The following is a 22,339-nucleotide window of genomic DNA, read 5'->3' on the forward strand; positions in this document are numbered from 1 at the left end:
TTTATTTCTCCTTCAACAACTTATCTCGGTATTCCGTAGGTGTCGTTCCCGTATGCTTTTTAAATAACACACTGAAATATTGAGGGTCGCTGTAGCCAACTTTTAACGCCACTTCATAGGATTTCAAAGACGTCTGATTTAGCAAATCTTTGGCTTTATCGATCCGCACGCGCGTTACGTACTCCATAATCGTTTGTTCCTTATTCTGCTTAAACACAGAACTAAAGTAGCTTTTGCTCAAATGGACATGGCGGCAAAGTTCATCGACGGAAAGGTTCTCGTTCACATAATGCTTTTCGATGTAATCGATCACACTCAGAACTTGCATTTTCGTTTGATCGTTTCGCTGCTCCGCCACAAATAAAATCGCTTCTTTACAAATCGTTTTGAGCCACTCCTCAATTTCCTCCAACGTTTTGAACTGATTGATCTCTTTTTGAGCGATGTCATATCCTTTGAAATGCTTGCTGTGATTGCCTTCGAACTCATGAATCGTGTTCATTATGGAAATAATGATCGATTGAATTTGTAAATAACAGCCGCCCATGGGCATTAAAGAAGCCTTAAGACAACTGATTAATTGTTCGATCAACGCTTGCGTTTCCCCGAACGTTCCCGTCTTGATCACGGTAGAGAACTTTCGGTTCCATTCCATATCCAGTTGCTGAACAGGCCTGTTGCCGCCCTCCATATCCTGAATAGAGATGACTCTGTTGTTGCCGAGCATGAACCTGTAATCCAGCGCCGAGATCGCCCCTTTGTAAGAGAGTGGGAGCTCGTGCAAAGTTCTGCACATCGTGCCGACGCCAACCGTAACCGTACATTTCAAATATTTCTCCATGCAGAAGCGCATGACCTCAGACAAGTTGAGCGCAGCTTCATCGAGTTCGTTTCCTGATTCTCCATAGAAGAGAACGACCATTCTCTCTTCCCTCGTGCGGAAAACAATGGCTTCTTTGCTTTCCACTACTTCCTGCACAATATTGTAGGCAGCAGATCGGAAAAGCTCCGGATCGTTCTGCCATCTTTCCTTCTTGATTTCGTCCAAATTATCAATGTCAATGGCGACAACAAGATAAGGCGGTTCGATTAACGGAAGCCCGAAATAGTGAAACCGCTCCAGAATCTTTCTTTCACTTAGGGTACCGCTCATCAGCTGTTCCAAAAATCGTTCTCTCAACAAAGGCAGGCTTTGATGCAGCTGCATTTTCAAATGGGAGAGGTTTTCGCGGCTTTCCGCTTCCTTGTCCATTTCTGCCTTCACTCTATCCAGCAGACTGCGAATTTCATTTGCCGTAATCGGTTTGATAACAAAATCGTGAACTTTCAAACGCAGCGCTTGCTGGGCGTAGTCAAACTCATCATGGCCCGTGAGAATAATCACCTTGATATACGGATATTTCAATTGAATTTGCCTGGTTAGCTCCATCCCATCCATGAACGGCATGCAAATATCCGACAAAACCAAATCCGGCCTAAGGTCTGCAATCGCTTCCAAAGCTTCTTTGCCATTCCTATAGTCTCCGATACATTCAAAACCGTGCCGTTCCCACTCGATGCTCTCTTTGATCCCTTCTCTTACCTCAATTTCATCGTCCACGATTATGATTCGATATATGATGTTCACCCCATTCTTTGCTTAAAATGAGTTTCGATTAGTGTCAGGAATCCTGCCACAGACAAGGATGCAAAGTAATGACACATCAAAACCCTTTTATAGATTGCAATAGGCTTTTTTCGCATGATGTCATCATCATTATACAAGCCTTTGCTTGTATCGGATAGAGCCTATTCGAATGGTTTTATTTGCATTACTGATAAAAATTGGAATAATCATTCGATCGGCTGCACACAAATAATCCCCCCCACCGGTTTGGATTGGCAGGGGGATTACGCAGTTGTTTGAATTAGAGCGCCGCTAAGGCAGCCATTTTCTGCCTTAAATCTTGTTTGTGGCCGCGTGATTCGAGGTAATATATAACAATACATGTCATTAATAGTAGTAAGTTGTTTTACAAGGCTGTGGGCGGCCAAGCGGCGATGTATCTGTCAAACTTCCACAAAAAAAAGCTCGCTCTCCGAAGCATCAGATGCCTCGGCAAGCAAGCTTATTTTACTATTTACGCATAGCGTCAACGATCAATTGGCCCATTGCCAATGTACCGATAGCCGTGCTCTTATCAACAGCGATATCGCCTGTACGGTGACCCGCATCCAGCACTTCTTTCACTGCGCGCTCAATGGAATCCGCTGCTTCATGGTAACCAAATGTCAAACGGAACATCAGAGCGACCGACAAGATTGTTGCAATTGGGTTGGAGATCCCTTGACCAGCAATATCAGGCGCAGAGCCATGTACCGGCTCGTACAAGCCGAAACTGCCTTCGCCAAGCGAAGCGGAAGCCAACATCCCGATGGAACCAGTCAACATAGCAGCTTCATCGCTTAGGATGTCGCCAAACATGTTTTCCGTTACGATAACATCGAAGCTGGACGGACGACGCAGCAATTGCATCGCACAGTTGTCTACAAGCACGTGCTCAAGTTCAACATCCGGATAGTCAACCGCAATCCGGTTAACCGTTTCGCGCCATAGACGGGAAGTTTCCAGAACGTTCGCTTTGTCTACGGAAGCAAGCTTCTTACGACGCGTTTGAGCAATTTCAAACGCTTGACGCGCGATACGCTCAATTTCAGTTACATTATAAGCACAAGTATCAACCGCTTCTTGACCGTTAGCTGTCTCACGACGGAATTTCTCACCGAAGTAGATCCCGCCTGTCAACTCACGCACAACGATCAAGTCAGTGCCTTCCAGCACTTCTGGTTTCAACGTGGACGCTTCTTTCAAGCAATCGAAAATGAATGCCGGACGAATGTTGGAGAACAAGCCAAGCGCTTTGCGAATGCCGAGAAGGCCTGTTTCGGGACGAAGCTCTTTGGAGTTGTTGTCCCATTTCGGACCACCAACAGCTCCAAGCAGAACAGCGTCTGCGGATTGACACACTTCCAATGTTTCTTGCGGAAGCGGTGTGCCTTTCTCATCGATTGCAATACCACCGAACAAAGCATGTTCGGTTTCAAATTGATAACCGAATAATGCTTCGGTACGTTTCAACACTTTTTCTGCTTCTGCTACAACTTCAGGACCAATACCGTCTCCAGCAATGATCGCAATTTTTTTTACATCTGCCATGACTGTTATTCACTCCTTAATTTAGTAAAACTGTTAGTACGCATCTACTATCGCATATGATGCTCTCATTGTAACATAAGATAACCTTCTTCATTAGATATAAAAGCTATTGCTTTTATAGGTATCGCCTATAAGCATTAACAGGAGCCTATCCTGTTTTCACACCTTGATCGAACGGTTGGTTTTGCCTTCTAGGCTTTTCCTCCCGATAAGAGCCTCCAAGGACTTCTATTCGTGTATGAATGCCACTTTTCGCGCAAATAAGAGCTGTTTGAGACTCTTACTGCATCGTGTTAGGGAGTTTCTGCGTGTTTCACCGGAGATAAGAGTCCTTAAGGACTCCTATACATGAAAAAAACCCTCTTTTTGTGCAAATAGGAGCTGTTGAAGACTCTTATTTGCACAATAGGGGGAGGGCGTGTGAGATAGGCCTACTCCGGAGAAACAAGCACTTTCCGCTGCCTTATTTCCCGAAGTGAGCCTCATGAAAGGATGGCTTAGGCATTCTGCAGAAAAGACTCCATCGCTTTCGCTAACTTCTGCATGCCGAGGATCGTTGTTTCCCGATCCGTATGCGTGTAGTTCAAGCGCAAGGTGTTGTGCTGCGGATTTTCAGCAAAGAAGGTAGCACCCGGAACAAAGGCTACGCCTTCCTTGACCGCGATTTTGAGCAGCTCCTCCGCGCGCATGTTTGTTGGAAGTTCCACCCAGATGAACATGCCGCCTTTCGGTTCTTCCCATTTCAGACCAGGCAAATTCAGCTCGGCCAGCAAGCCGCTCATGAATTTCATCCGATCATAATACTGCTCGCGTATAAGGGAGATATGAGCGTCAAGATCGAAATGCTCAAGCAAATGGTACAGCGTCTGCTGATCGATCGTGCTGGAATGAAGATCAGCCGATTGCTTAAAGCGGGCAATTTGGCGAATGATGTTCTCGTCCCCGATCACCCATCCTGAGCGGAAAGCAGGCGCCACCGTTTTGGAGAAAGTGCTCGTATACACGACATTCCCGCCTTCAGCTTTGCCGCCTAGCGAGAAAATCGTTGGATAGTTTTGCGTTTCATCAAACTGAATTTCGCCGTAGGGATCATCTTCCAGAATCAGCACATCCGCGCCGCGGCAAATATCCAGCAAGCCTTGACGGCGTTCCAGACTCCATGCACGGCCAGCCGGGTTGGAGAACGTCGGAATGACATAGACCAGTTTCGGGTTATGCTCAGCAATTTTTGCCGCGAGATCTTCGAGAATCATCCCGTCATTGTCGCTGTCTACGGAATAAATCTTAGCCCCTTTGGCCTGAAATACTTGAATCGCAGCCAAATACGTCGGTCTTTCGACCAAAATGATATCGCCTTCATCAATATACACGCGAGTAAGCAAATCAATGGCTTGCTGCGAGCCTGTTGTAAGCAGCATTTCATCCGGCGTCACGTGCATATTTTTGGCTGCCATCCGCTTGCATAAGGATTCACGCAGCGGTTTGTAACCTTCGGTCAAGCCATATTGCAGCGCCGATTTGCCACCCTTAATGACGCGTTTGAACGCATCGCTAACGGCATCCAAGGGAAAAAACTCTTCAGCAGGCAATCCGCCGGCAAAAGAAATAATCGAACTGCCTTGTGTCAGCTTGAGAATTTCTCTGACCGCTGAGGATGAGAAGCCTTCCAACGATTTCGAAAATCGATATTTCATATCTGGACGCATCCTTTCACATTTGTAGAAAGCACCCCTCCTCTTGCATGGAGGCGAGGTGCTTATCCTGTTGATTATATCAACGTAACGTTGCTTCTGTTGCTGGTTGGGGTTTTACGTTTCTCGATCAGCCTGTTCACAGCGTCCAAATAAGCTTTGGCGCTGGCTTCGAGGATATCTGTCGAGATGCCGCGGCCTTGAACGGACACATCGTTTTGTTTCAAAACAACGTGAACTTCGCCGAGCGCATCTTTCCCGTGGGAAACGGATTTGATGGAGTAGTCGTCCAGTTCCACCTCTTCCTTCGTCGCTTTGTCAATCGCATTGTAAATCGCATCTACCGAGCCGTTGCCGACTGCGCTTTCTGCGACTTCACTGCCATCTTCCAAGCGCACGTGAACGGTTGCCGTTGGCGTCATTTGATTGCCATACGCCACTTGAAGCGTGCCTAGTGCGAATACTTCCGGCGTCTCGATCAGCTTCTCTTCGATCAACGCGCGAATGTCCTCGTCTTCGACTTGCTTCTTGCGATCCGCCAAATCCTTGAATTTGGCGAAGGCCGCGTTCACTTGCTCGTCTCCGAGCTCGTAGCCGAGGTCGATCAACTTCTCGCGGAACGCGTGGCGTCCGGAGTGTTTGCCCATCACGAGCTTGCTTTCCTTGACACCGATGGTCTCTGGGGAAATAATCTCGTAGGTCGTTTTCTCTTTGAGCATCCCATCCTGGTGGATGCCGGACTCATGCGCGAACGCGTTAGCGCCGACGATCGCCTTGTTGCCTGGCACCACCATGCCGGTCAGCTTGCTGACCAAGCGGCTGGTGCGGTAAATCTCTTTCAACACAAGCGAGGTTTTCGCTTGGTAGAAATCTTGGCGCGTTTCGAGCGCCATAACAACTTCCTCGATCGAGGTGTTGCCTGCGCGCTCGCCGATGCCGTTGATGGTGCCTTCGATTTGATCGGCACCGTTCAGAACCGCTGCCAGCGCGTTGGCTGTAGCCATGCCGAGATCGTCATGGCAGTGCGCGCTGAGCTGAATCTTCTCGACGCCAGGCACTTGCTCCTTGACGACTTTGAAGATGTTCCCGTAATCATATGGCGTCATAAAGCCAACGGTATCCGGAATATTAACGACGGACGCTCCGGCCTTCACAGCCATCGCCGTCACTTCAACGATGAAATCAAGTTCTGTACGACCTGCATCCTCAAGGGAAAACTCAATTTTGCTGAAATATTTCTTCGCATATTTGATGGCAGCTTCCGCGGCTTCCAACACTTGGTGCTTCTCCATCCGCAGCTTATGCTGGCGGTGAATCGGCGACGTCGCCAGGAATAGATGAATACAAGGGTCCACAGCGCCCTTCAGCGCTTCGCGAACAGCCTCGATATCATTCTCCCTCGAACGGGACAAACCGATGACAGAAGCATTCTTGATGGCTCTGGCTACGGCATTTACACCGGCCAAGTCACCAGGCGATGCCGCCGGGAAGCCCGCTTCCATACGATCGACGCCCAGCTTCTCCAGCTGCAGCGCGATTTCGACCTTCTCCTGCGTATTCAGGTTCACACCTGGCGATTGCTCTCCGTCTCTGAGCGTTGTATCAAAGATGTAGATTTTGCGCACCCATAGTCACCTCCTAAAGATGGTTGTTTACTCGTCTGTATAGTATTCACAGGGAGTGATTGGGAAATTCTCCTCAATCACTCCCTGTGGAATGGTAAAGCTATGGCATTCGTCAGAATGACGAATTATTTTTTGATCCAGTGCATCATTTCGCGCAGTTCTTTACCAACCACTTCGATTGGGTGCTCTGCTTCATTGCGGCGAGTTGCGTTCATGAACGCAAAGTTGGATTGGTTTTCCAAGATGAAGTCGCGAGCGAATTTACCTTGTTGAATATCTGTAAGAACAGCTTTCATCGCTTTTTTCGTTTCAGCTGTGATGATGCGAGGTCCAGTTACATAGTCACCGTACTCAGCTGTGTTGGAGATAGAGCTGCGCATGGAAGCAAGTCCGCCTTCATACATCATGTCAACGATCAATTTCAGTTCGTGCAGACACTCGAAGTAAGCCATTTCTGGTGCATAACCAGCTTCAACCAATGTTTCGAAACCTGCTTTAACCAGTTCAGAAGCACCACCGCAAAGAACGGCTTGCTCACCGAACAAATCAGTTTCTGTTTCTTCACGGAAGGAAGTTTCGATAACCCCTGCGCGTGTACAGCCGATACCTTTGGCATAAGCAAGACCGATTGCTTTTGCGTTGCCAGTAGCGTCTTTTTCGATTGCGATCAAGCCAGGAACGCCAAAGCCTTCAACGTACGTACGACGTACCATGTGACCTGGGGATTTCGGAGCTACCAGGAATACATCTGTACCTTCAGGAGCTACGATTTGTCCGAAATGGATGTTGAAACCGTGGGAGAACATGATCGCTGCGCCTTGTTTCATGTTCGGTTGAATGGACTCACGGTATACGCGGGCTTGCGTCTCATCCGGCATCAAGATTTGGATCACGTCAGCGCGACGTGCTGCTTCTTCAACAGAAACAACTTCAAAACCATCGTTTTTCGCAGCGTTCCAAGAACGGCCTTCACGAAGTCCGATAATAACGTTCAATCCACTGTCACGCAAGTTTTGTGCTTGTGCGTGCCCTTGGGAACCATAACCAACCACTGCAATCGTTTTGCCTTTAAGTACCGCTAAGTCTGCATCTTTTTCATAATAAGTAGTAACTGCCATTCGAATAAATCCTCCTTTGATATGATGAATCCGTAATTGTCTACCCCTTGAGTGGGTGTTTCAACGATTTACCCTCTGAAGCATGCGAGCGCCGACATCGCCAGCGATCATCCTTTTAAAGCGCTAAAGAGTACGCCGCTGAAAGCCCCACTCAAGGAGGCTAACCTACTTTTCAACGTTGTATGAATCTATTATCTTACTGAACCGCGTATCATGGCTGTAGCCCCTGTACGGGAAAGCTCACGAATGCCGTATGGACGAAGCAATTCAACCATAGCATCTATTTTATCTGAATCTCCGACAACTTGCACGATAATTGAAGCTGGTCCAATATCGACAACCGCCGCGCGGAACGTTTCTACGATTCCGAGGATTTCCGGACGCATAATTGGCTCTGCATTTACTTTGATAAGTGCGAGTTCTCTGGCTACCATCGGGTTCGCGCTCAGATCAACGACTTTAATGACGTCAATCAGCTTGTACAATTGCTTGGAGATTTGCTCCAGCGTATTGTCATCCCCCGTTGTTACGATCACCATCCGGGAAAGTCCGAGTTCTTCGGACTCCCCTACGGTGATGCTTTCGATATTAAAGCCACGGCGTCCGAACAAACCGGATACACGCTGCAGAACACCTGGCTGATTGTTTACGAGTACGGAAACTGTATGTTTAGTTGTCGTCATTCCGAATCCCCCATTAGCATGTCACTAATTGTATCGCCCGCTTTAACCATTGGGAACACGTTCTCTCCTTTTGGTACGACGAAATCAATAACGACAGGACCCGGTGTATCGAGTGCCTCCTGCCATGCTCTTCTCGCTTCTTCTTTCGTCGTGGCCCGCAAGCCTTTTACGCCGTAAGCTTCTGCCAGCTTCACGAAATCCGGGCTGCCAGCCAGATCAATATGGCTGTAACGGTTCTCGTAGATGATTTCTTGCCATTGACGAACCATGCCCAGCACTTGGTTGTTAATAATAACAACCTTCACCGGAATGTTGTTAATCGCACAGATCGCAAGCTCTTGCGCACACATCTGCACGCCGCCGTCGCCGTTAATGGAGACAACGAGTTTGTCCGGGTTCCCCATCTGGGCACCGATCGCGGACGGGAATCCGAAGCCCATCGTGCCAAGTCCGCCGGAAGTAACCAAGGAGCGCGGATTCTTGAAGCGATAGAATTGTGCAGCCCACATTTGGTGCTGTCCAACGTCTGTCGTGATGATCGCTTCTCCGTTTGTTGTCTCACTAATCATTTCGACAACGAATTGCGGTTTCAATTCCGTTTCGGTATCGCCGTATTTGAGCGGGAACTTCACTTTGTTATCCTGAAGTTCAGCGATCCAAGCTTCGTTCTTAGCAGGCCTTGCTTTGGTATTCGCGTAGGCTAGAACTGCCTTAACGTCGCCAACACAAGGGATGTCCGTTTTCACGTTCTTGCCGATTTCCGCCGGATCCACATCGATATGGGCGATCACTTTTACTTTTGGCGCAAACCCGTTTAAATTCATCGTTACCCGATCATCAAACCGGGAACCGATGGAAATGAGCAGATCCGCATTTTGAATCGCCGTATTCGCTGTATACGTTCCGTGCATGCCTGGCATGCCGAGCCATAGCTCGTGCGCGCTAGGGAAGCCGCTCAATCCAAGCAATGTAGTCGCAACGGGAATACGCGTTTTGTTGACGAACTCGATCAATTCCTTGGAAGCATCGGAGTAAACAACACCGCCGCCAGCGATAATCACTGGACGTTCTGCCTCTTCAATAGCCTTGATCAGTTTGTCTACTTGCAATTTATTCGGCTGTACCGTAGGGTTATAGCCGCGGATGCTAACATCCGTCACTGGTTTAAATATCGTTTTATGAGCGGAGACATCCTTTGGTATGTCAATGAGAACCGGACCCTTACGACCTGAGTTGGCAATATGGAACGCTTCGTGAATGATACGCGGCAGGTCATTGACATCTCTAACCAAGTAGCTGTGTTTGGTGATCGGCATTGTAATCCCGGTAATATCCGCCTCTTGGAAAGCATCCGTACCAATGAAATTTGTAGCAACGTTCCCTGTAATAACGACTAACGGAACGGAATCCATATATGCTGTAGCAATTCCTGTGACTAGGTTCGTTGCCCCCGGTCCGGAAGTTGCGATACATACGCCAACTTTGCCAGTGGAACGAGCATATCCATCGGCTGCGTGAATGGCGCCTTGTTCATGCCTCGTCAACAAGTGATTAAAATCGTCAAAACCGTGCATAGCATCATAGATGTACAATACAGCGCCGCCAGGATATCCAAAGACGCAGTCCACACCCTCCAGCAATAAGCTTCTCAGCAAAATCTCAGAACCTGTAATCAGGTCTGGTTGCGTCAGCTTTTCAATCAGTTCTTCTTTTGAGCGTTTTGGTTCAGTTTGAACATTCATTGTGATCCTCCTCTCGAAAAGTCAGTTCTTGTCAATCATCAAGCTTCTTGAAAATAAGAAAAACCCCTGTTCATCCCGTACACGCAGTAAACGTGTTAACGGGACGAAAGGGGTTCAAGCTTCCGTGGTACCACCCAAATTTGCTACGCACTTCACAGTCCATAGCCTTAGCAGGTATGTTCATGAATGAACACTACCCTCAGCACGATAACGTGTGCTCTTCCGATTCTCCCTAATACGTGCAGGTTTCTGCAGGTTTCAGGAAAACAGCTCCGAGGTGACTTCGTACGTAAGGGATTAAGGCGATGGTTTCAGCAAGTCCAACGCTCTCTGCGCATAAGTGCCCTTATTACTTCTTCCTCTTCATAGCCGATTCGTTAGTCATAAGTAATATGATTTAGAGATTATTATATGCATCCCCCGAGCAATAGTCAATAGTCTGATGAAGAAACTGCTCAAGAAATATTTCCGAGTCCCACGCATTCCTTCACATAGCACTCGATTTCCTCCGCAGATTCCATCTGCAGCACCTGCTGCGCCAGCTGCGCCATCTCACCCCGGTTTAATCTCGCGATCAATTCCCTTGCTGGCAGCACATCGGCAGGACCCATGCTGAATTCGTCAAGTCCCATGCCGATCAAGATTGGTATAGCGGCAAGTTGACCTGCCATTTCCCCGCACATGCCAACCCATTTGCCTTGGCTATGAGCTGCGCGAATGACCTGGTCGATCAAACGGAGAACGGCTGGATGAAAGGGCTGCGTCAAGTGGGCCACCTGCTCGTTCATCCGATCCGCAGCCATCGTATACTGCACAAGATCATTCGTGCCGATGCTGAAAAAATCCGCCTCTTTGGCCAATTGATCGGCAATTATTGCCGCTGCCGGCACTTCAATCATCATCCCCACTTGGATGTCTGTGTCATAACGCTCGCCTCTGTGATCGAGTTCCTCTTTTGCTTCAGCGAGCAGCCTATTGGCTGCGCGAAGCTCCTGAAGAGTAGCGATCATCGGATACATCAGCTTGACATTGCCATAAGCGCTGGCCCGCAGAATGGCGCGCAGCTGAATTTTAAACATCTCCGTGTTGCCATTGCCGAGACACAGACGAATCGCGCGATAGCCAAGGAACGGATTGGCTTCTTTTGCTTGCTGCAAATAAGAAATCTCTTTGTCCCCGCCGACATCAAGCGTTCGAATAACGACCGGATATTGTTCGCCTACCGCCAGGACGGCCGACTTGTAGGCATGATACTGCTCCTCTTCATCCGGCATCTCCTTCCTGTCCATGAACAAGAACTCAGTTCGATACAGCCCAATCCCCTCGGCACCTGCTTTCTTCGCTGCTGCAGCATCACGCGGATGGGCTATATTTATCGCAAGTTCAAGGAAATGTCCGTCTGCTGTAACGGTCGCTAGTCCCAGGTAGGCATCATATCTTGATCGTCCAACTGCCTCAGCTTGCATCAACTTTCGGTACATATACAGCGACTCTTCCGGCGGATTCACAAGGACGATCCCCTGATGACCATCTATAATGATATAGTCGCCTGTCTGGATCGAAGTAGCGATTCCACTTAAACCAACCACCGCCGGAATGCCGAGTGAACGGGCAATGATCGCGGAATGCGAGGTTTTCCCTCCTGTTTCTATCGCAAACCCTATGACTTGACTGGGGTCTAGCTTGGCGGTCAGCGAAGGAACCAAATCATTCCCGATCATAATGACCGGCTCTGAGAATGCCATCAGAAGGCCATGTTCGGCTCCTTGCAGGTAAGACTCTAATCTTGCGCTTACATCCCTTACATCCGAGCAGCGTTCTTTCAAATACTCGTTATCCATCGATCCGAACACAGTGATCAATTCATCCGTTACGTCGCTCAAAGCAGCCTCGGCATTGATCGCTTCAAAGCCAATCCGCCGAATAATCTCTCCGACGAATTCCGGATCTCGCAGAAGGGAGAGATGGGTCGCGAAGATTGCGGCTTGCTCTTGCTTGGTCTCAGAGGCAGCCTTCGCTTGCAAACCGCCAATCTCACGAATTGCCTGTTCGACTTTCCCCTCAAACCTCAGCGTTTCCTCTGCAATTTCATTCGCTGCCAATTGGCGCCGGCTTACCTCATACTCGTTCTGCGGCAGCACGTAGGCTGGTCCAAGCGCATACCCCGCGGAGGCGGCGATGCCTTTCCACTCGCTCATCGGCTTCCTCCTTGTACTGGCGAGCTATCGCCGCTAATCAACATGGCTTTGCACGATTTCTCCAATAGCAGACATAGCTTCGATTTCATCCTCGCCCTCCGTAATGACCGTTACTGTATCTCCCATTTTGGCGCCCAGCTTCAAGAGGCTCACCATGCTTTTGGCATTCGCTATCTTGGCGTCCTTCTGAATCGTTATCCGACATGTATAGGAGACGGCTTTCTCCATGATGGCGTTAGCCGGTCTCGCATGTATGCCTGCGTGATTCATCACTGTAAACTGTTTTTCCATATCGGCTAGCACTCCCTATGAAGATACGCTTTTTAGTTTTTTAAGTTTGGATAGAAACGATTGACCGTTTTCTGGCGGCTCTGCGCTAAAATAATCAGCAACCGTCGCGCCTATATCAGACAGCGTAGGCATATGGCCCAGCTTAATTCCCCGAACCCCTTGCCGGTAGGCAAGGACGGGAACTTGTTCACGCGTATGCTGGCTGTGGCCAATGGTCGGATCATTGCCGTGATCAGCCGTCACAATCAAGATATCATCATCTTTCATTCGTTCCATCAATTCGCCAATATAGGCGTCGCACACGCGCAAGCAATCCGCATAACCCTGTGTATGCTGGGCATGTCCGGCTAAGTCTGTCTCCTGAATGTTGAGGCAAATAAACCCGTGTTGAATCCTCTCCACTTCATCAAGCAGCCTGATGAACAAATAAGCTGTTTCCACACCGGGAAAGATGCTGCCGTAGCGGTTATCCACAATATCTCCGACTTTGCCAATCAAGGATACCTCAATGCCCTCACGCCCTAGTATATTCGGTATTTGTACCGAAGCATCGACTCCGTATCCCAGATGGATGACCCGATAGCCGCGAGCATATAATCCTGATTTTGGGGTATCTATGCCCGCGTGTACGCCGTCGAGTTTGGCCACGTGAGCCTCCATCAACTGCTCGAAACTAACGGCTTCGCCTCCCAAGGCAATAACCCGAGCCACTTGAACAACACTGCGGACGACTTGCCCAATCGCCACGACATCCTCGAAAGGAACGACATCCAGGCAACCGGATACGTTGTAAACTTGACCTGGGTCTGTCTCGAGATTATCGCCAACGGCCACACTATCGTTCACAATTAATATTCGCGCTTTATCACCAGCGTACCTCACGGCATAGCCTGCCTTGGACAAAGCAGCGTACACGCGCTCTATGACTTCCGCGAACGGCTGAAGAAGCGGTTGTTGCGGCCTCGTCCCCATGAGCTCCTGATGCCCATAGAAAGAATCCGCCCCCATATGCATTAAATCAGCTGTCCCAAATACGGCATCTGCGGAGTACCCCATCGCGCCGACCTCTTCACCAAGCGCATTCATTAAACCTAGCTGGGCAAGATTAGGCAGATGCAAGTCAGGAACGGCCTTTATAATATGCTTGCAGGTGTTCGCGCCTATGTCTTGCGGCCGCACTGCTTCGACATCCGCCATCGCGCCTATCCCGAAACTGTCCAATACAACAACGACAAATCTCCCCATTAGCCTAACCTCTTGAAAGGCCTGCCTTGGCTATCGTACAAACCAATTAATCTCGGACGGTTCTTCGACAGCCCTTCTACAACAGCCACAACGCTTCTTGTTACAAAAATCTGCGTGCGAAAAGCCATGACGACGGACTGTCCGATATCATAATTTCCATCCAGTTCAAAATGGTAGTCGATCGAATCCAGCGAAGGAGGATGCACGGCCCCCCGCTGCAAATTCCCGGATGCGTCCGCAACAATCGCTTCCTTGATCATTGTTCGTTGGTAGTACCCGCCCCCATAACAGTAGCTTTTATCATCCAATTGATGAGAGATTTCACTCACATAGACGATGGCCGGGTATTCGGCCAGGTTGGCGACAGCATGCATCGGCGTTGTACCAAGCAGCCCATGACCTGGCTCCCCGTGAGTTCCGCCATGAGCGCCGATCTTCTCAATACTATGCGTACAAGTCGCAGAAGGCATATTCATTTGCTCCAGCTTCAAGCCGTAACGATCCAGAAGCAGCTGTTTGGCTGCTTGCATCGTTTGCACATTCACTGTTGGCATAAAATCTCCCGCTTTCGCGTCGAACAGGAAGCAAGGAAATGACGTTAAACCGCTTACGCGGATATTGCGCAATTCCAGTAATTGTTCCATGCTGCGCGGCAAATCTTCCAACCAAATTCCGCCATACTGCCCGGGATATAGAACATCATTGCGGTCGATAACCCGCAGCAAGACATTCTGCGTGCAGCCTATCCGGCGGCAAGCCTCGTCAATCTCTCTCGCTTTCTCCACGGAGTAGACCGTCATCCAGGACGGTTTCATGCGGACAACACGCTCAATCATGCGTGATGGCGTCTGCACCAAATGCCCCACATGAGCAAGCGGTATCCCGTAGTCATGCAGCGTCTCCGCTTCCCTGAAGTCAACAGCGACGGCTCCTTCGAAGCCAAGGCGAACAAGTTCCTTAGAGACAATGGGATTTCTTCCAATCTGTTTCGTCATAAAAAAAAGCTTGATTTGATGCTGATTCGCTTCCTTCAGCATCACGCTCGCATTGCTCGATACTGCATCCAAGTCAATGACATATGTATCCGGCATAATACTCCCTGATTGATGCAGCTCGATCGCAAATTGAATCAATGCGGCGTTTCTCTCCACCGTTTTTTCCAAGAACATAGCGATCTCCTTATGTCGTTGACATCGGAGTACCGTCAGCCTAAAATGCTAAAAATTTACGCGGATTCTCAACGAGCATCTTAAACAGCATAGGATCGGTAACTCCATATTTTTCTAGCAAAGGAAGGAAACTCTCAAACAAATGATGATAGCCATGCCCGCCATAATGGCGCAAATGCGATTTCCTCGTAATATCGCATGATAGCATCAGCTTGTCTTCGAAGCCCGCTTCCAGCAGCCGCACCAAATTCACAGCGCGATCCTCATCCGAGCGGTAACTGAGCTTGCCCACGGTATCGAATTGTATGAACGCCCCGCTCTTGACGAGCATCATCTGCTCATCCATATCCAAATTTAAGTCCTGATGTCCAAAAGAGATTCTGCTCAAATCTGCTCCGTACTGATCGAACAACGCCAACTGCTGCTTGCCCATCGTACCGATTTCGCAATGCGTGCTGATCGATGCCCCTGTCGTCCGGTGAGCGAGAATAGCAGCCCGGAATACCTTCTCCTCCGCTGCTGTAATTTCATTCAAGCTGCTTCCAATCTCAGCTATCAGCCCAGCCTTGATCGACGTGCCGTCCATCCCCTCTTCGATATCCTGAACGAAGATCTCGGCCAAGCTTTCTGAGCTGCTTTCAAATACAAAAGGAGGATAAAAACACTCCTTATAGAACCCGGTAGAAGCCACAATCGCGATCCCCGTTCGCTCTGCAATCTCAAGCATCTCAAGGGGATTGCGCCCCATGCCAATATTGGATACTTCCACAACCAGGCTGCACCCCGCAGCCTTAAGTTCCGCTATTTCTTCTATCACATCCGTGCTTTGCAGCCTCGAATCCGTATCCTGCCTTACACCCGTTAAATCGAACACGAGATGCTCGTGAATCATGGTGCTGCCTATCGCTGAAGCATCCATAAGCCCCCTAACCGTATGCAGCTTCAATGGTAATCCTCCTTAGTTGTTTGATCTCTCAGAGCAAGTGGACAGCGTAGAGGACATTCAAGAGCAGCCCGCTCACGATCGCCGCTACCGGCCCAATTGCAAGTCGCATGACTGGGCGCCCTAAGCTTTCATTTGCCACATACACTAATATATACAGCGTCAATCCGAGGCCGGGAGCACTGGAACCCATTCGGATTACAGCCATGCCCCCTCCGATCAACAGCCCGATTTCCATCATCGTATTCATCGCAGAGCGGAAATAATCGGAAGTTTCGCGCACCCCTGGATGCCGATGCAGCCACGAACTAACCTTGCGCAGGGCCAGAATTTCCAAATAAATCGTCAATGCGCCCAGCAAACCGGCAATCAGTGGATTGGGGGATAAATATCCGACTGGGAACACCAGCATCAACCCTGCAACTCCATAAACGCCAGTTGCCAATGCTGTGGTCACGACCATAGGCATGAAGCTAAGCAATCGACTCACATCCACAACAGCTGCGCTTTGCAGCAAACCCATGCGCGTGGCTCCCTCATCTTTCCAAGCGCTTTGCAAATAAGGGATAGCTGCATCCGAGCCGGTAAACACCCCCATATTGCAGGCAATCGCTATACAACAGCCGATAGCCATGAGCAGGGGCAACCCTCTGGATATTCGTTTCACCTGTTGGTTGAAGCTGGCTTGTTCCTCGGATGCTGCTTTGTCGGATATCTCATCTGCGAGCACAGACATATCTTGCCGCCCAGACCTTCTGGCGGCGATTTCTTTATAAACGGCAAAACCTATAAGAAAAAGGACAGATACGATCGTTGAAACGGAAACCTGCACGAAAATCCCACTATTGGTATAGAGAAGAAGTGTCTGCCGTATAAGAATTACGACACCTGCGCTAAGCAATGCGCGTCTCCATCCGAACTGATACAGGATAGCAAGAAGCGGAAAAGCAGCGACGGCGACCATGAATGGCGCATTCAGCTCACCAAGCGGCCCCAGGATATCTACGGGCAGCATGGAGAGAAGCGACAATATACCCGCAAGCCCAAACAAGGCAATTCCGCCCCATACAGCTCCCAAGCCAAGAGCGATCCACCATCGCGCTGCGAGCACTCCCAGAATATCCGTAGGCAGGAATAACAACCACGGATTCAGCATCTGGAAGGAGAAGGCGAATGAAAGGCCAACGGAAACCATAAATCCAAAACTCAACCCATACGCGATAGAAGCCAGTTCACGCCGGTTCATTCGTCCTTCTTGAACTTCTGGAAGGATGGGACGGATGCCGTCATGAAATACGGCCTTGCCTAGATGTGCAGCCAGCGCCGTAAGTGAGGTTAAACAAATAACAACTACCATCTGCGTGATGGATAAACGCTGCAAGAAATCCAAGCTGCTCCAGTCAACCTTATCCATGCTTCTTCAACAAGCTGCCGATGATTAGAGGAACAGCCGTTTCAATGCTTTCCTCAGCGATGCCGAAAGCCACTGTGCCCTGATGAACGAGCGCTTCGATCTTCTGCGGATCAGGCTTGCCTCCGCTTTTGGCAACCGTAGCGCACCGACTGAATCCCAGCAAGCCGATGGCAATGGAGAGAGCTGCCCCTCCGCCTGAATTGCATGCGCCAATATAATAGTCAGCTTGGCCATTTTTCACTTTTTTGGCCGCTTCCATATCTGTCATAATCGCCACTTCTACCTGCTCTGCGCCTGCTTCTTTCACGCATCTTTCAATCCGATCTTTTTGTAATCCCGCAATAACAATTCGCAACATTCACATTTCCTCCTCTTCGGTCATCGCCAGCAAATAGGACGCAATAAACGCAGCCTCAGCATCCAGGGAGGTCCCATGCACATTAAACGGTGACAGCAACTCAAGTGAGAAGTCGTAAATAGGCGTCTTCGCGGCAGCTTGCTGCAGAAGAGCCGGCGAGCACTCCTGAACAGCTCCGTTCCTCTTAATCCGATCAATAGCTTTCATCAGATGAGAGGTGAACGATCCTGCGTTCTCCTCATCAAGTTGGATATCCAGAAAGGCTTCGACCTTGCGCAGCAAACCCGGCGTTTGCTCATAGGTATCAAGGTCCACTTGTTTCGAAGCATAAATCAATTCAATCCGCTCATTCAGCATCTTGCCTGTTCCCCCTCTTCTTAATATCAATAGCTCGGGTCAATCTCATAGCTAACGACTTTGCGCTGGTAATCGAGTACAATGTCGGATTGGATCATTTCTTTCAGGATATTGTTGATCCCTTTGTTATTTTTGGAAGTCAAAATAACGGCGGCTGACGCCTCAGTGAAAGCCGCATTATCCGTGATCCGCTGAAAGGGAATGTTGTATTCCTTTTCCTTAATTTCATCAAGGTTCCATACACCCGCGTCGATGGTTTGTGATTGAATGCTGTGAACAATCTGGTTGTAAGGCATCTCCACTAGCTTCACTTGCTTGCCTTCGCACAGCGCCTTCGTAATGACAGACTGATCGATCGATTTGGGATCCAGCCCAATTGTCATGCCGTCCTCGATCTTCGTCTTCGTGCTGTCAGCGAACAAAATAACATGCTCAGACAAATACGTCCTCTCGGCAAATTGAAGTCCAATCTCCAGTTCAAGCCCATCTGCAATCGCTTGTTTGGCAGCCAATCGGGACACCACGACGAAATCATAGGCGCCTTTCAGCAGCATTTGAATCCGCACTGTTGCTCCTCTAACATAAGCCATGTTCAAATCTACGCTATGACTTTCAGCAGATTTGTATAAGCCGGTGGCAAATCCTTCATACAATTTGGAATATGGCAGCGGCATAGCGCCCATAATGAAGTCGATGCCTGTGAACATCCACACCATTTTGTAATCGATATCCACCACATAGGTACCGATATGCCCTCTGCTTTCCAACGTTACAGCACCCTCCGTTTTCAGTACGGATAGCGCATTCTGAATGGTTCCTCTGGCAAAACCGAGCTCTTTCTCATATTCAGACACCGTTTCGATACGGTCGCCTTTCTTCTTCGTCATGAACACTCGGGCCAAATGCATGATGACCATGCCGCTTTTCTGATATAATTTATCTTTCATTCGTTATCTAGCTCCAATTCTTGCCCAATCATAAAGTACATAATTTTGTATATTGGACAGTGAATTTATTATACAAGAGCGCAAATAACGGTGTAAAGGACTATTGCAAGGATTGCCGCTTAGCCCTTCACGCTTCCTGCTGTGACGCCTTCGATAATACTTCTTTGGAAAAAAGCATACATGATCATAACCGGAACAACGCTAAGCACAATAGAAGCCGTCATCGCCCCATAATTAAAATTATACTTGTCAGCAAAAGCGACGATTGCCACTGGCATGGTGCGGAGCTCTTGACTGGATAAAAACAAGCTGGCCAAAATGTATTCATTCCAATTGTTAATAAAATTCAGAATAAAGACGGTAACCAATGTAGGCATCGTAAGCGGGATGATAATTCTCCCCAGAATGCCATACGTACTCAGCCCATCCATCACTCCGGCTTCCTCCAGCTCCAGCGGGATCGATTTCAGAAAAGCACTGATAATAAAAACAGAAAGCGGTATGCCGAAAGAAGTATACGGAAGAATGAGTGCCAAGTGCGAATTGTACAAGCCGAAGTCCTTGATCATGATATAGAGCGGAATCAGCAGCGAAGCAGGGGGAATTAGCAAAGATATAAGAAGCAAGCCATACACCAGCTTATTTAATACCTTAAACTTCATTCTCGTCACCGCATAAGCGATTGCTGTTGACAGCAGAATGGTACTGAACGTAGCAACCAGTCCCACTATGGCGCTATTCATGAAATTCTTCCATATAGGCGAGTTGGACAGCACGTGAATATAGTTTGTGAAATCCAGCTGATGCGGCAGCCCCCATGGATCATTGAACAGCTCCGTATTGTTTTTCATTGAAGCAACAAGAACAAACCACAGAGGATACAGGACCGTTAAGACATATACACCAAGCACGACATGAGACAGAATACGACGTTTCGGTTTGGTCTTTGTGGGCATCAGTAGGATACCTCCTTCGACTTATTGTTGAAGAAGGTTAGGAACAGGGACAGTAGTGCTGTAAATATCGTAATCACAATTGAAATCGCGTTTGCATATCCGAAATCGCTCAAGCTGTACGCTTGCTTATACATGTAGGTTGCCATCAGCTCCGTGGAGCCGAACGGACCGCCTTTCGTCATAATGAGAACCGTATCCAGCGCTTTCATCGCTCCTGTTACCGACAGCAACAGCGTTACGCCGATAACGGGTCGAATGAGCGGTATCGTGAGCGACCATGCTTTGCGCCAACCCACAGCGCCGTCAATTTCTCCAGCTTCCATGATTTCTTTGGGTATCGCGAAAATGCCAGCAAGCACGAGTACAATATAAAATCCTGTCCATTGCCAGGCATTCGTGACGAGAACAGCCAAGAAAGCCACTGATTTGTCCCCCAACCAAATATGCGTCCAGGATTCAAGACCGATTCCCTTGAGCAATTGATTCAGCAAGCCGGCTTCCGGAGCAAAAATGAATTTCCAGATAATCGCCACCGAAGCCGTCGATAAAATGCTTGGTAAAAAAACGGTGAGCTTGTAAAAGCCCAAGAAGCGTTTCACGCTGCTCACCATAATGGATATCACAATAATTAATGGGATCTGTACGAACACGGAGAAGGCCACAAAGTAAAGATTGTTTTTAAAAGCCACCCAAAACTTCTCATCCGTCAACGCCTTCGCAAAGTTGTCGAATCCATTAAAAACTGGCTCATTAATACCGTTCCAGCTTGTTACGGAATAATGCAGCGAATTAAACAACGGCGTTAAATAAAAGGTGATGTACAACAGCAGCGCCGGAATCACAAAGATGAAATATGCTGTGAAATTTCTGTATATTTTGATCATTTCTACCACTCCTGCGTCAGGTTCAGAACTGTTTTATTTCCCAGCCGCATTAGCACTTTCTTGCGTTTTTTGCATACGCTCTGCCGCTGCTTCCGGTTTGATTTGTCCGCCTAAAAGTTCTTGAATGGTTGTCTCCAGCGTGATCTTCACATTGGGCTGCACTAGTGCGTCAAAAGCGGGATATGCTCCTTTGGCCGAACCTTGCTGTTCACCGATAGATTTAATAAGTTCATTAGCGCCCTGAACATCTTTGACACCCTTCATAGCTGGAATTTGGTTCGTTTCAACCAATGTCCGTTTTTGGTTATCCAAGCTATAGAAGTTTTTGATGAACGTCTTAACGGCTTTCTTCTCATTATCCTTCAACGCAGCTGAGAAACCGTAACCGTTCGACCAGCCACCATTCAGATAGCCGTCACCTTTGCCGCCTGTATCCGGGAATCGGAAAAATCCAGTTGAATCCTTGACTGTGGACTTCTCGCCAACAATCGCGTTTACGGCCCAGCTGCCATCAAACAACATAGCCGCTTTTCCTGTGTAGAAGTTCGCCTGACCCTCGGCAAATCCTAACCCCAATACATTCGGATCAATATACTTTTTCTTCTTCATATCATCAATACGTTTGAACGTTTCCACTACCGCTGGATCTGTCCATTTGGTCGTTCCTTTCGCAAAGCCATCCTGCAATTCAGGGCCGCCAAGAGCTACAAACATACTGTTAACGAGCATATTAGCAACCCAAGCATCACCTGCTCCTGCTCCCATTGCCAGAGGTGTGATGCCTTTGGCTCTCAGCTTTTCCATGGCCGTCATCAAATCATCCCATGTTTTGGGAACTTGGATACCGGTTTCCTCAAACAACTTTTTGTTATAAAAAAATCCTTCTATGTATCCGGTTTCAGGTAATCCGTAAATTTTCCCATCAACTGTAAATTCACGGAGATCGAAGAAGGAATCCTTGATTCCGACTTCAGCCATAATATCATTCAGTGCCAACAAACGGCCCGCTTTCGCATAGTTCTGAGTATCCGCACCGCCAAACAAATTGAATATCGGCGGCTGCGAGCCACTCGCCATCTCAGCTTTCAACTTCACATTCCGGTTGACGGTATCTTCGACACCATCCAAAGTGAACTTCAAGCCCGGCACATCTTGTTCAGTCTTCTTCACAACTTCCTCAAGCAGCTTCAAAGTTGGCTTAGCCGTTTCGCGAATGTTAATATGGCGCAGCACCATTGTAAAAGACTCCGCTTTCGCAACTTTTTCGGCTTCATTCTTAGGCGACACAGCAGGACTTGATGGATTTGATGGACTTGAAGCCGTACTCTCTGCATTCTTCCCTGTACATCCTGCCAATGCTACCAATGCTACCGTGGCTAACAATGCTTGCTTTTTCATCTACCTAACAACTCCCCATTGATCATAGTATGAAAACTGATTTTGCTTCGATTCCTTTCCTTGCAGCTTGCCCATTCCTGTTGTAAAGCGCTCTCACCCCCTAAGAGGCTAGCCTCTTCAAAGC

General features: G+C 48.5%; 19 protein-coding genes. All 19 read right to left on the minus strand.

Annotated elements, in window-relative coordinates:
* Position 1: 1 nt before the first annotated feature.
* The 19 genes from LOZ80_RS24785 to LOZ80_RS24875 all read right to left on the minus strand — a co-directional run bounded on the left by LOZ80_RS24785 (position 2) and on the right by LOZ80_RS24875 (position 22,215).
* A complete protein-coding gene (locus LOZ80_RS24785) occupies positions 2-1,627 on the minus strand; it encodes a response regulator (RefSeq protein ID WP_238167185.1) in 1,626 nt (541 codons plus the stop codon).
* A 489-nt stretch (positions 1,628-2,116) separates the two neighbouring features.
* The gene (gene leuB / locus LOZ80_RS24790) at positions 2,117-3,196 is read right to left on the minus strand and encodes a 3-isopropylmalate dehydrogenase (protein ID WP_189009706.1); all 1,080 of its coding nucleotides are present in this window, start codon (positions 3,194-3,196) and stop codon (positions 2,117-2,119) included.
* A 497-nt stretch (positions 3,197-3,693) separates the two neighbouring features.
* The gene (locus LOZ80_RS24795) at positions 3,694-4,890 is read right to left on the minus strand and encodes an aminotransferase-like domain-containing protein (RefSeq protein ID WP_238167186.1); all 1,197 of its coding nucleotides are present in this window, start codon (positions 4,888-4,890) and stop codon (positions 3,694-3,696) included.
* Positions 4,891-4,964: 74 nt separating this feature from the next.
* Positions 4,965-6,512 (minus strand): 2-isopropylmalate synthase, encoded by a 1,548-nt coding sequence (locus LOZ80_RS24800; RefSeq protein WP_238167187.1) that lies wholly within the window; start codon positions 6,510-6,512, stop codon positions 4,965-4,967.
* Between the two features lie 125 nt (positions 6,513-6,637).
* Positions 6,638-7,630, minus strand: a complete 993-nt coding sequence (gene ilvC / locus LOZ80_RS24805) for a ketol-acid reductoisomerase (protein ID WP_079414041.1) — start codon at positions 7,628-7,630, stop codon at positions 6,638-6,640.
* Between the two features lie 191 nt (positions 7,631-7,821).
* Positions 7,822-8,313, minus strand: a complete 492-nt coding sequence (ilvN, locus tag LOZ80_RS24810; RefSeq protein ID WP_079414042.1) for an acetolactate synthase small subunit — start codon at positions 8,311-8,313, stop codon at positions 7,822-7,824.
* Complete coding sequence (gene ilvB / locus LOZ80_RS24815; protein WP_238167188.1) at positions 8,310-10,055, minus strand: biosynthetic-type acetolactate synthase large subunit; 1,746 nt, start codon at positions 10,053-10,055, stop codon at positions 8,310-8,312. Before ilvB ends, ilvN begins: the two co-directional genes overlap by 4 nt.
* A gap of 455 nt (positions 10,056-10,510) precedes the next feature.
* Entirely contained in the window at positions 10,511-12,253 is a 1,743-nt protein-coding gene (ptsP, locus tag LOZ80_RS24820) for a phosphoenolpyruvate--protein phosphotransferase (RefSeq protein WP_238167189.1), read from the minus strand.
* Between the two features lie 33 nt (positions 12,254-12,286).
* Positions 12,287-12,544: an HPr family phosphocarrier protein gene (locus tag LOZ80_RS24825; RefSeq protein ID WP_238167190.1), complete on the minus strand. Its 258-nt coding sequence runs from the start codon at positions 12,542-12,544 to the stop codon at positions 12,287-12,289.
* Between the two features lie 15 nt (positions 12,545-12,559).
* Complete coding sequence (locus LOZ80_RS24830) at positions 12,560-13,789, minus strand: phosphopentomutase (protein ID WP_238167191.1); 1,230 nt, start codon at positions 13,787-13,789, stop codon at positions 12,560-12,562.
* A complete protein-coding gene (locus LOZ80_RS24835) occupies positions 13,789-14,958 on the minus strand; it encodes a YhfX family PLP-dependent enzyme (RefSeq protein WP_238167192.1) in 1,170 nt (389 codons plus the stop codon). Before LOZ80_RS24835 ends, LOZ80_RS24830 begins: the two co-directional genes overlap by 1 nt.
* Before the next feature lie 40 nt (positions 14,959-14,998).
* Positions 14,999-15,904, minus strand: coding sequence for a phosphotriesterase family protein (locus tag LOZ80_RS24840; RefSeq protein ID WP_238167193.1), 906 nt, complete (start codon positions 15,902-15,904; stop codon positions 14,999-15,001).
* 28 nt (positions 15,905-15,932) lie between these two features.
* Complete coding sequence (locus tag LOZ80_RS24845) at positions 15,933-17,315, minus strand: YhfT family protein (protein WP_238167194.1); 1,383 nt, start codon at positions 17,313-17,315, stop codon at positions 15,933-15,935.
* A complete protein-coding gene (locus LOZ80_RS24850) occupies positions 17,308-17,673 on the minus strand; it encodes a DUF2620 domain-containing protein (RefSeq protein ID WP_238167195.1) in 366 nt (121 codons plus the stop codon). Before LOZ80_RS24850 ends, LOZ80_RS24845 begins: the two co-directional genes overlap by 8 nt.
* Positions 17,674-18,030 carry a PRD domain-containing protein gene (locus LOZ80_RS24855; RefSeq protein WP_238167196.1) on the minus strand — a complete coding sequence of 119 codons (357 nt, stop codon included), beginning with the start codon at positions 18,028-18,030 and terminating at the stop codon, positions 17,674-17,676.
* A gap of 26 nt (positions 18,031-18,056) precedes the next feature.
* Complete coding sequence (yhfZ, locus tag LOZ80_RS24860) at positions 18,057-18,977, minus strand: GntR family transcriptional regulator YhfZ (RefSeq protein WP_238167197.1); 921 nt, start codon at positions 18,975-18,977, stop codon at positions 18,057-18,059.
* 119 nt (positions 18,978-19,096) lie between these two features.
* The gene (locus LOZ80_RS24865) at positions 19,097-19,933 is read right to left on the minus strand and encodes a carbohydrate ABC transporter permease (protein ID WP_238167198.1); all 837 of its coding nucleotides are present in this window, start codon (positions 19,931-19,933) and stop codon (positions 19,097-19,099) included.
* Complete coding sequence (locus tag LOZ80_RS24870) at positions 19,933-20,817, minus strand: carbohydrate ABC transporter permease (RefSeq protein WP_238167199.1); 885 nt, start codon at positions 20,815-20,817, stop codon at positions 19,933-19,935. The genes LOZ80_RS24865 and LOZ80_RS24870 overlap by 1 nt, the downstream gene beginning before the upstream one ends.
* A 33-nt stretch (positions 20,818-20,850) precedes the next feature.
* Positions 20,851-22,215: an extracellular solute-binding protein gene (locus LOZ80_RS24875; protein WP_238167200.1), complete on the minus strand. Its 1,365-nt coding sequence runs from the start codon at positions 22,213-22,215 to the stop codon at positions 20,851-20,853.
* Positions 22,216-22,339: the final 124 nt, after the last annotated feature.

Origin of the sequence: Paenibacillus sp. HWE-109, from assembly GCF_022163125.1 — a bacterium.
Classification (GTDB): domain Bacteria; phylum Bacillota; class Bacilli; order Paenibacillales; family NBRC-103111; genus Paenibacillus_E.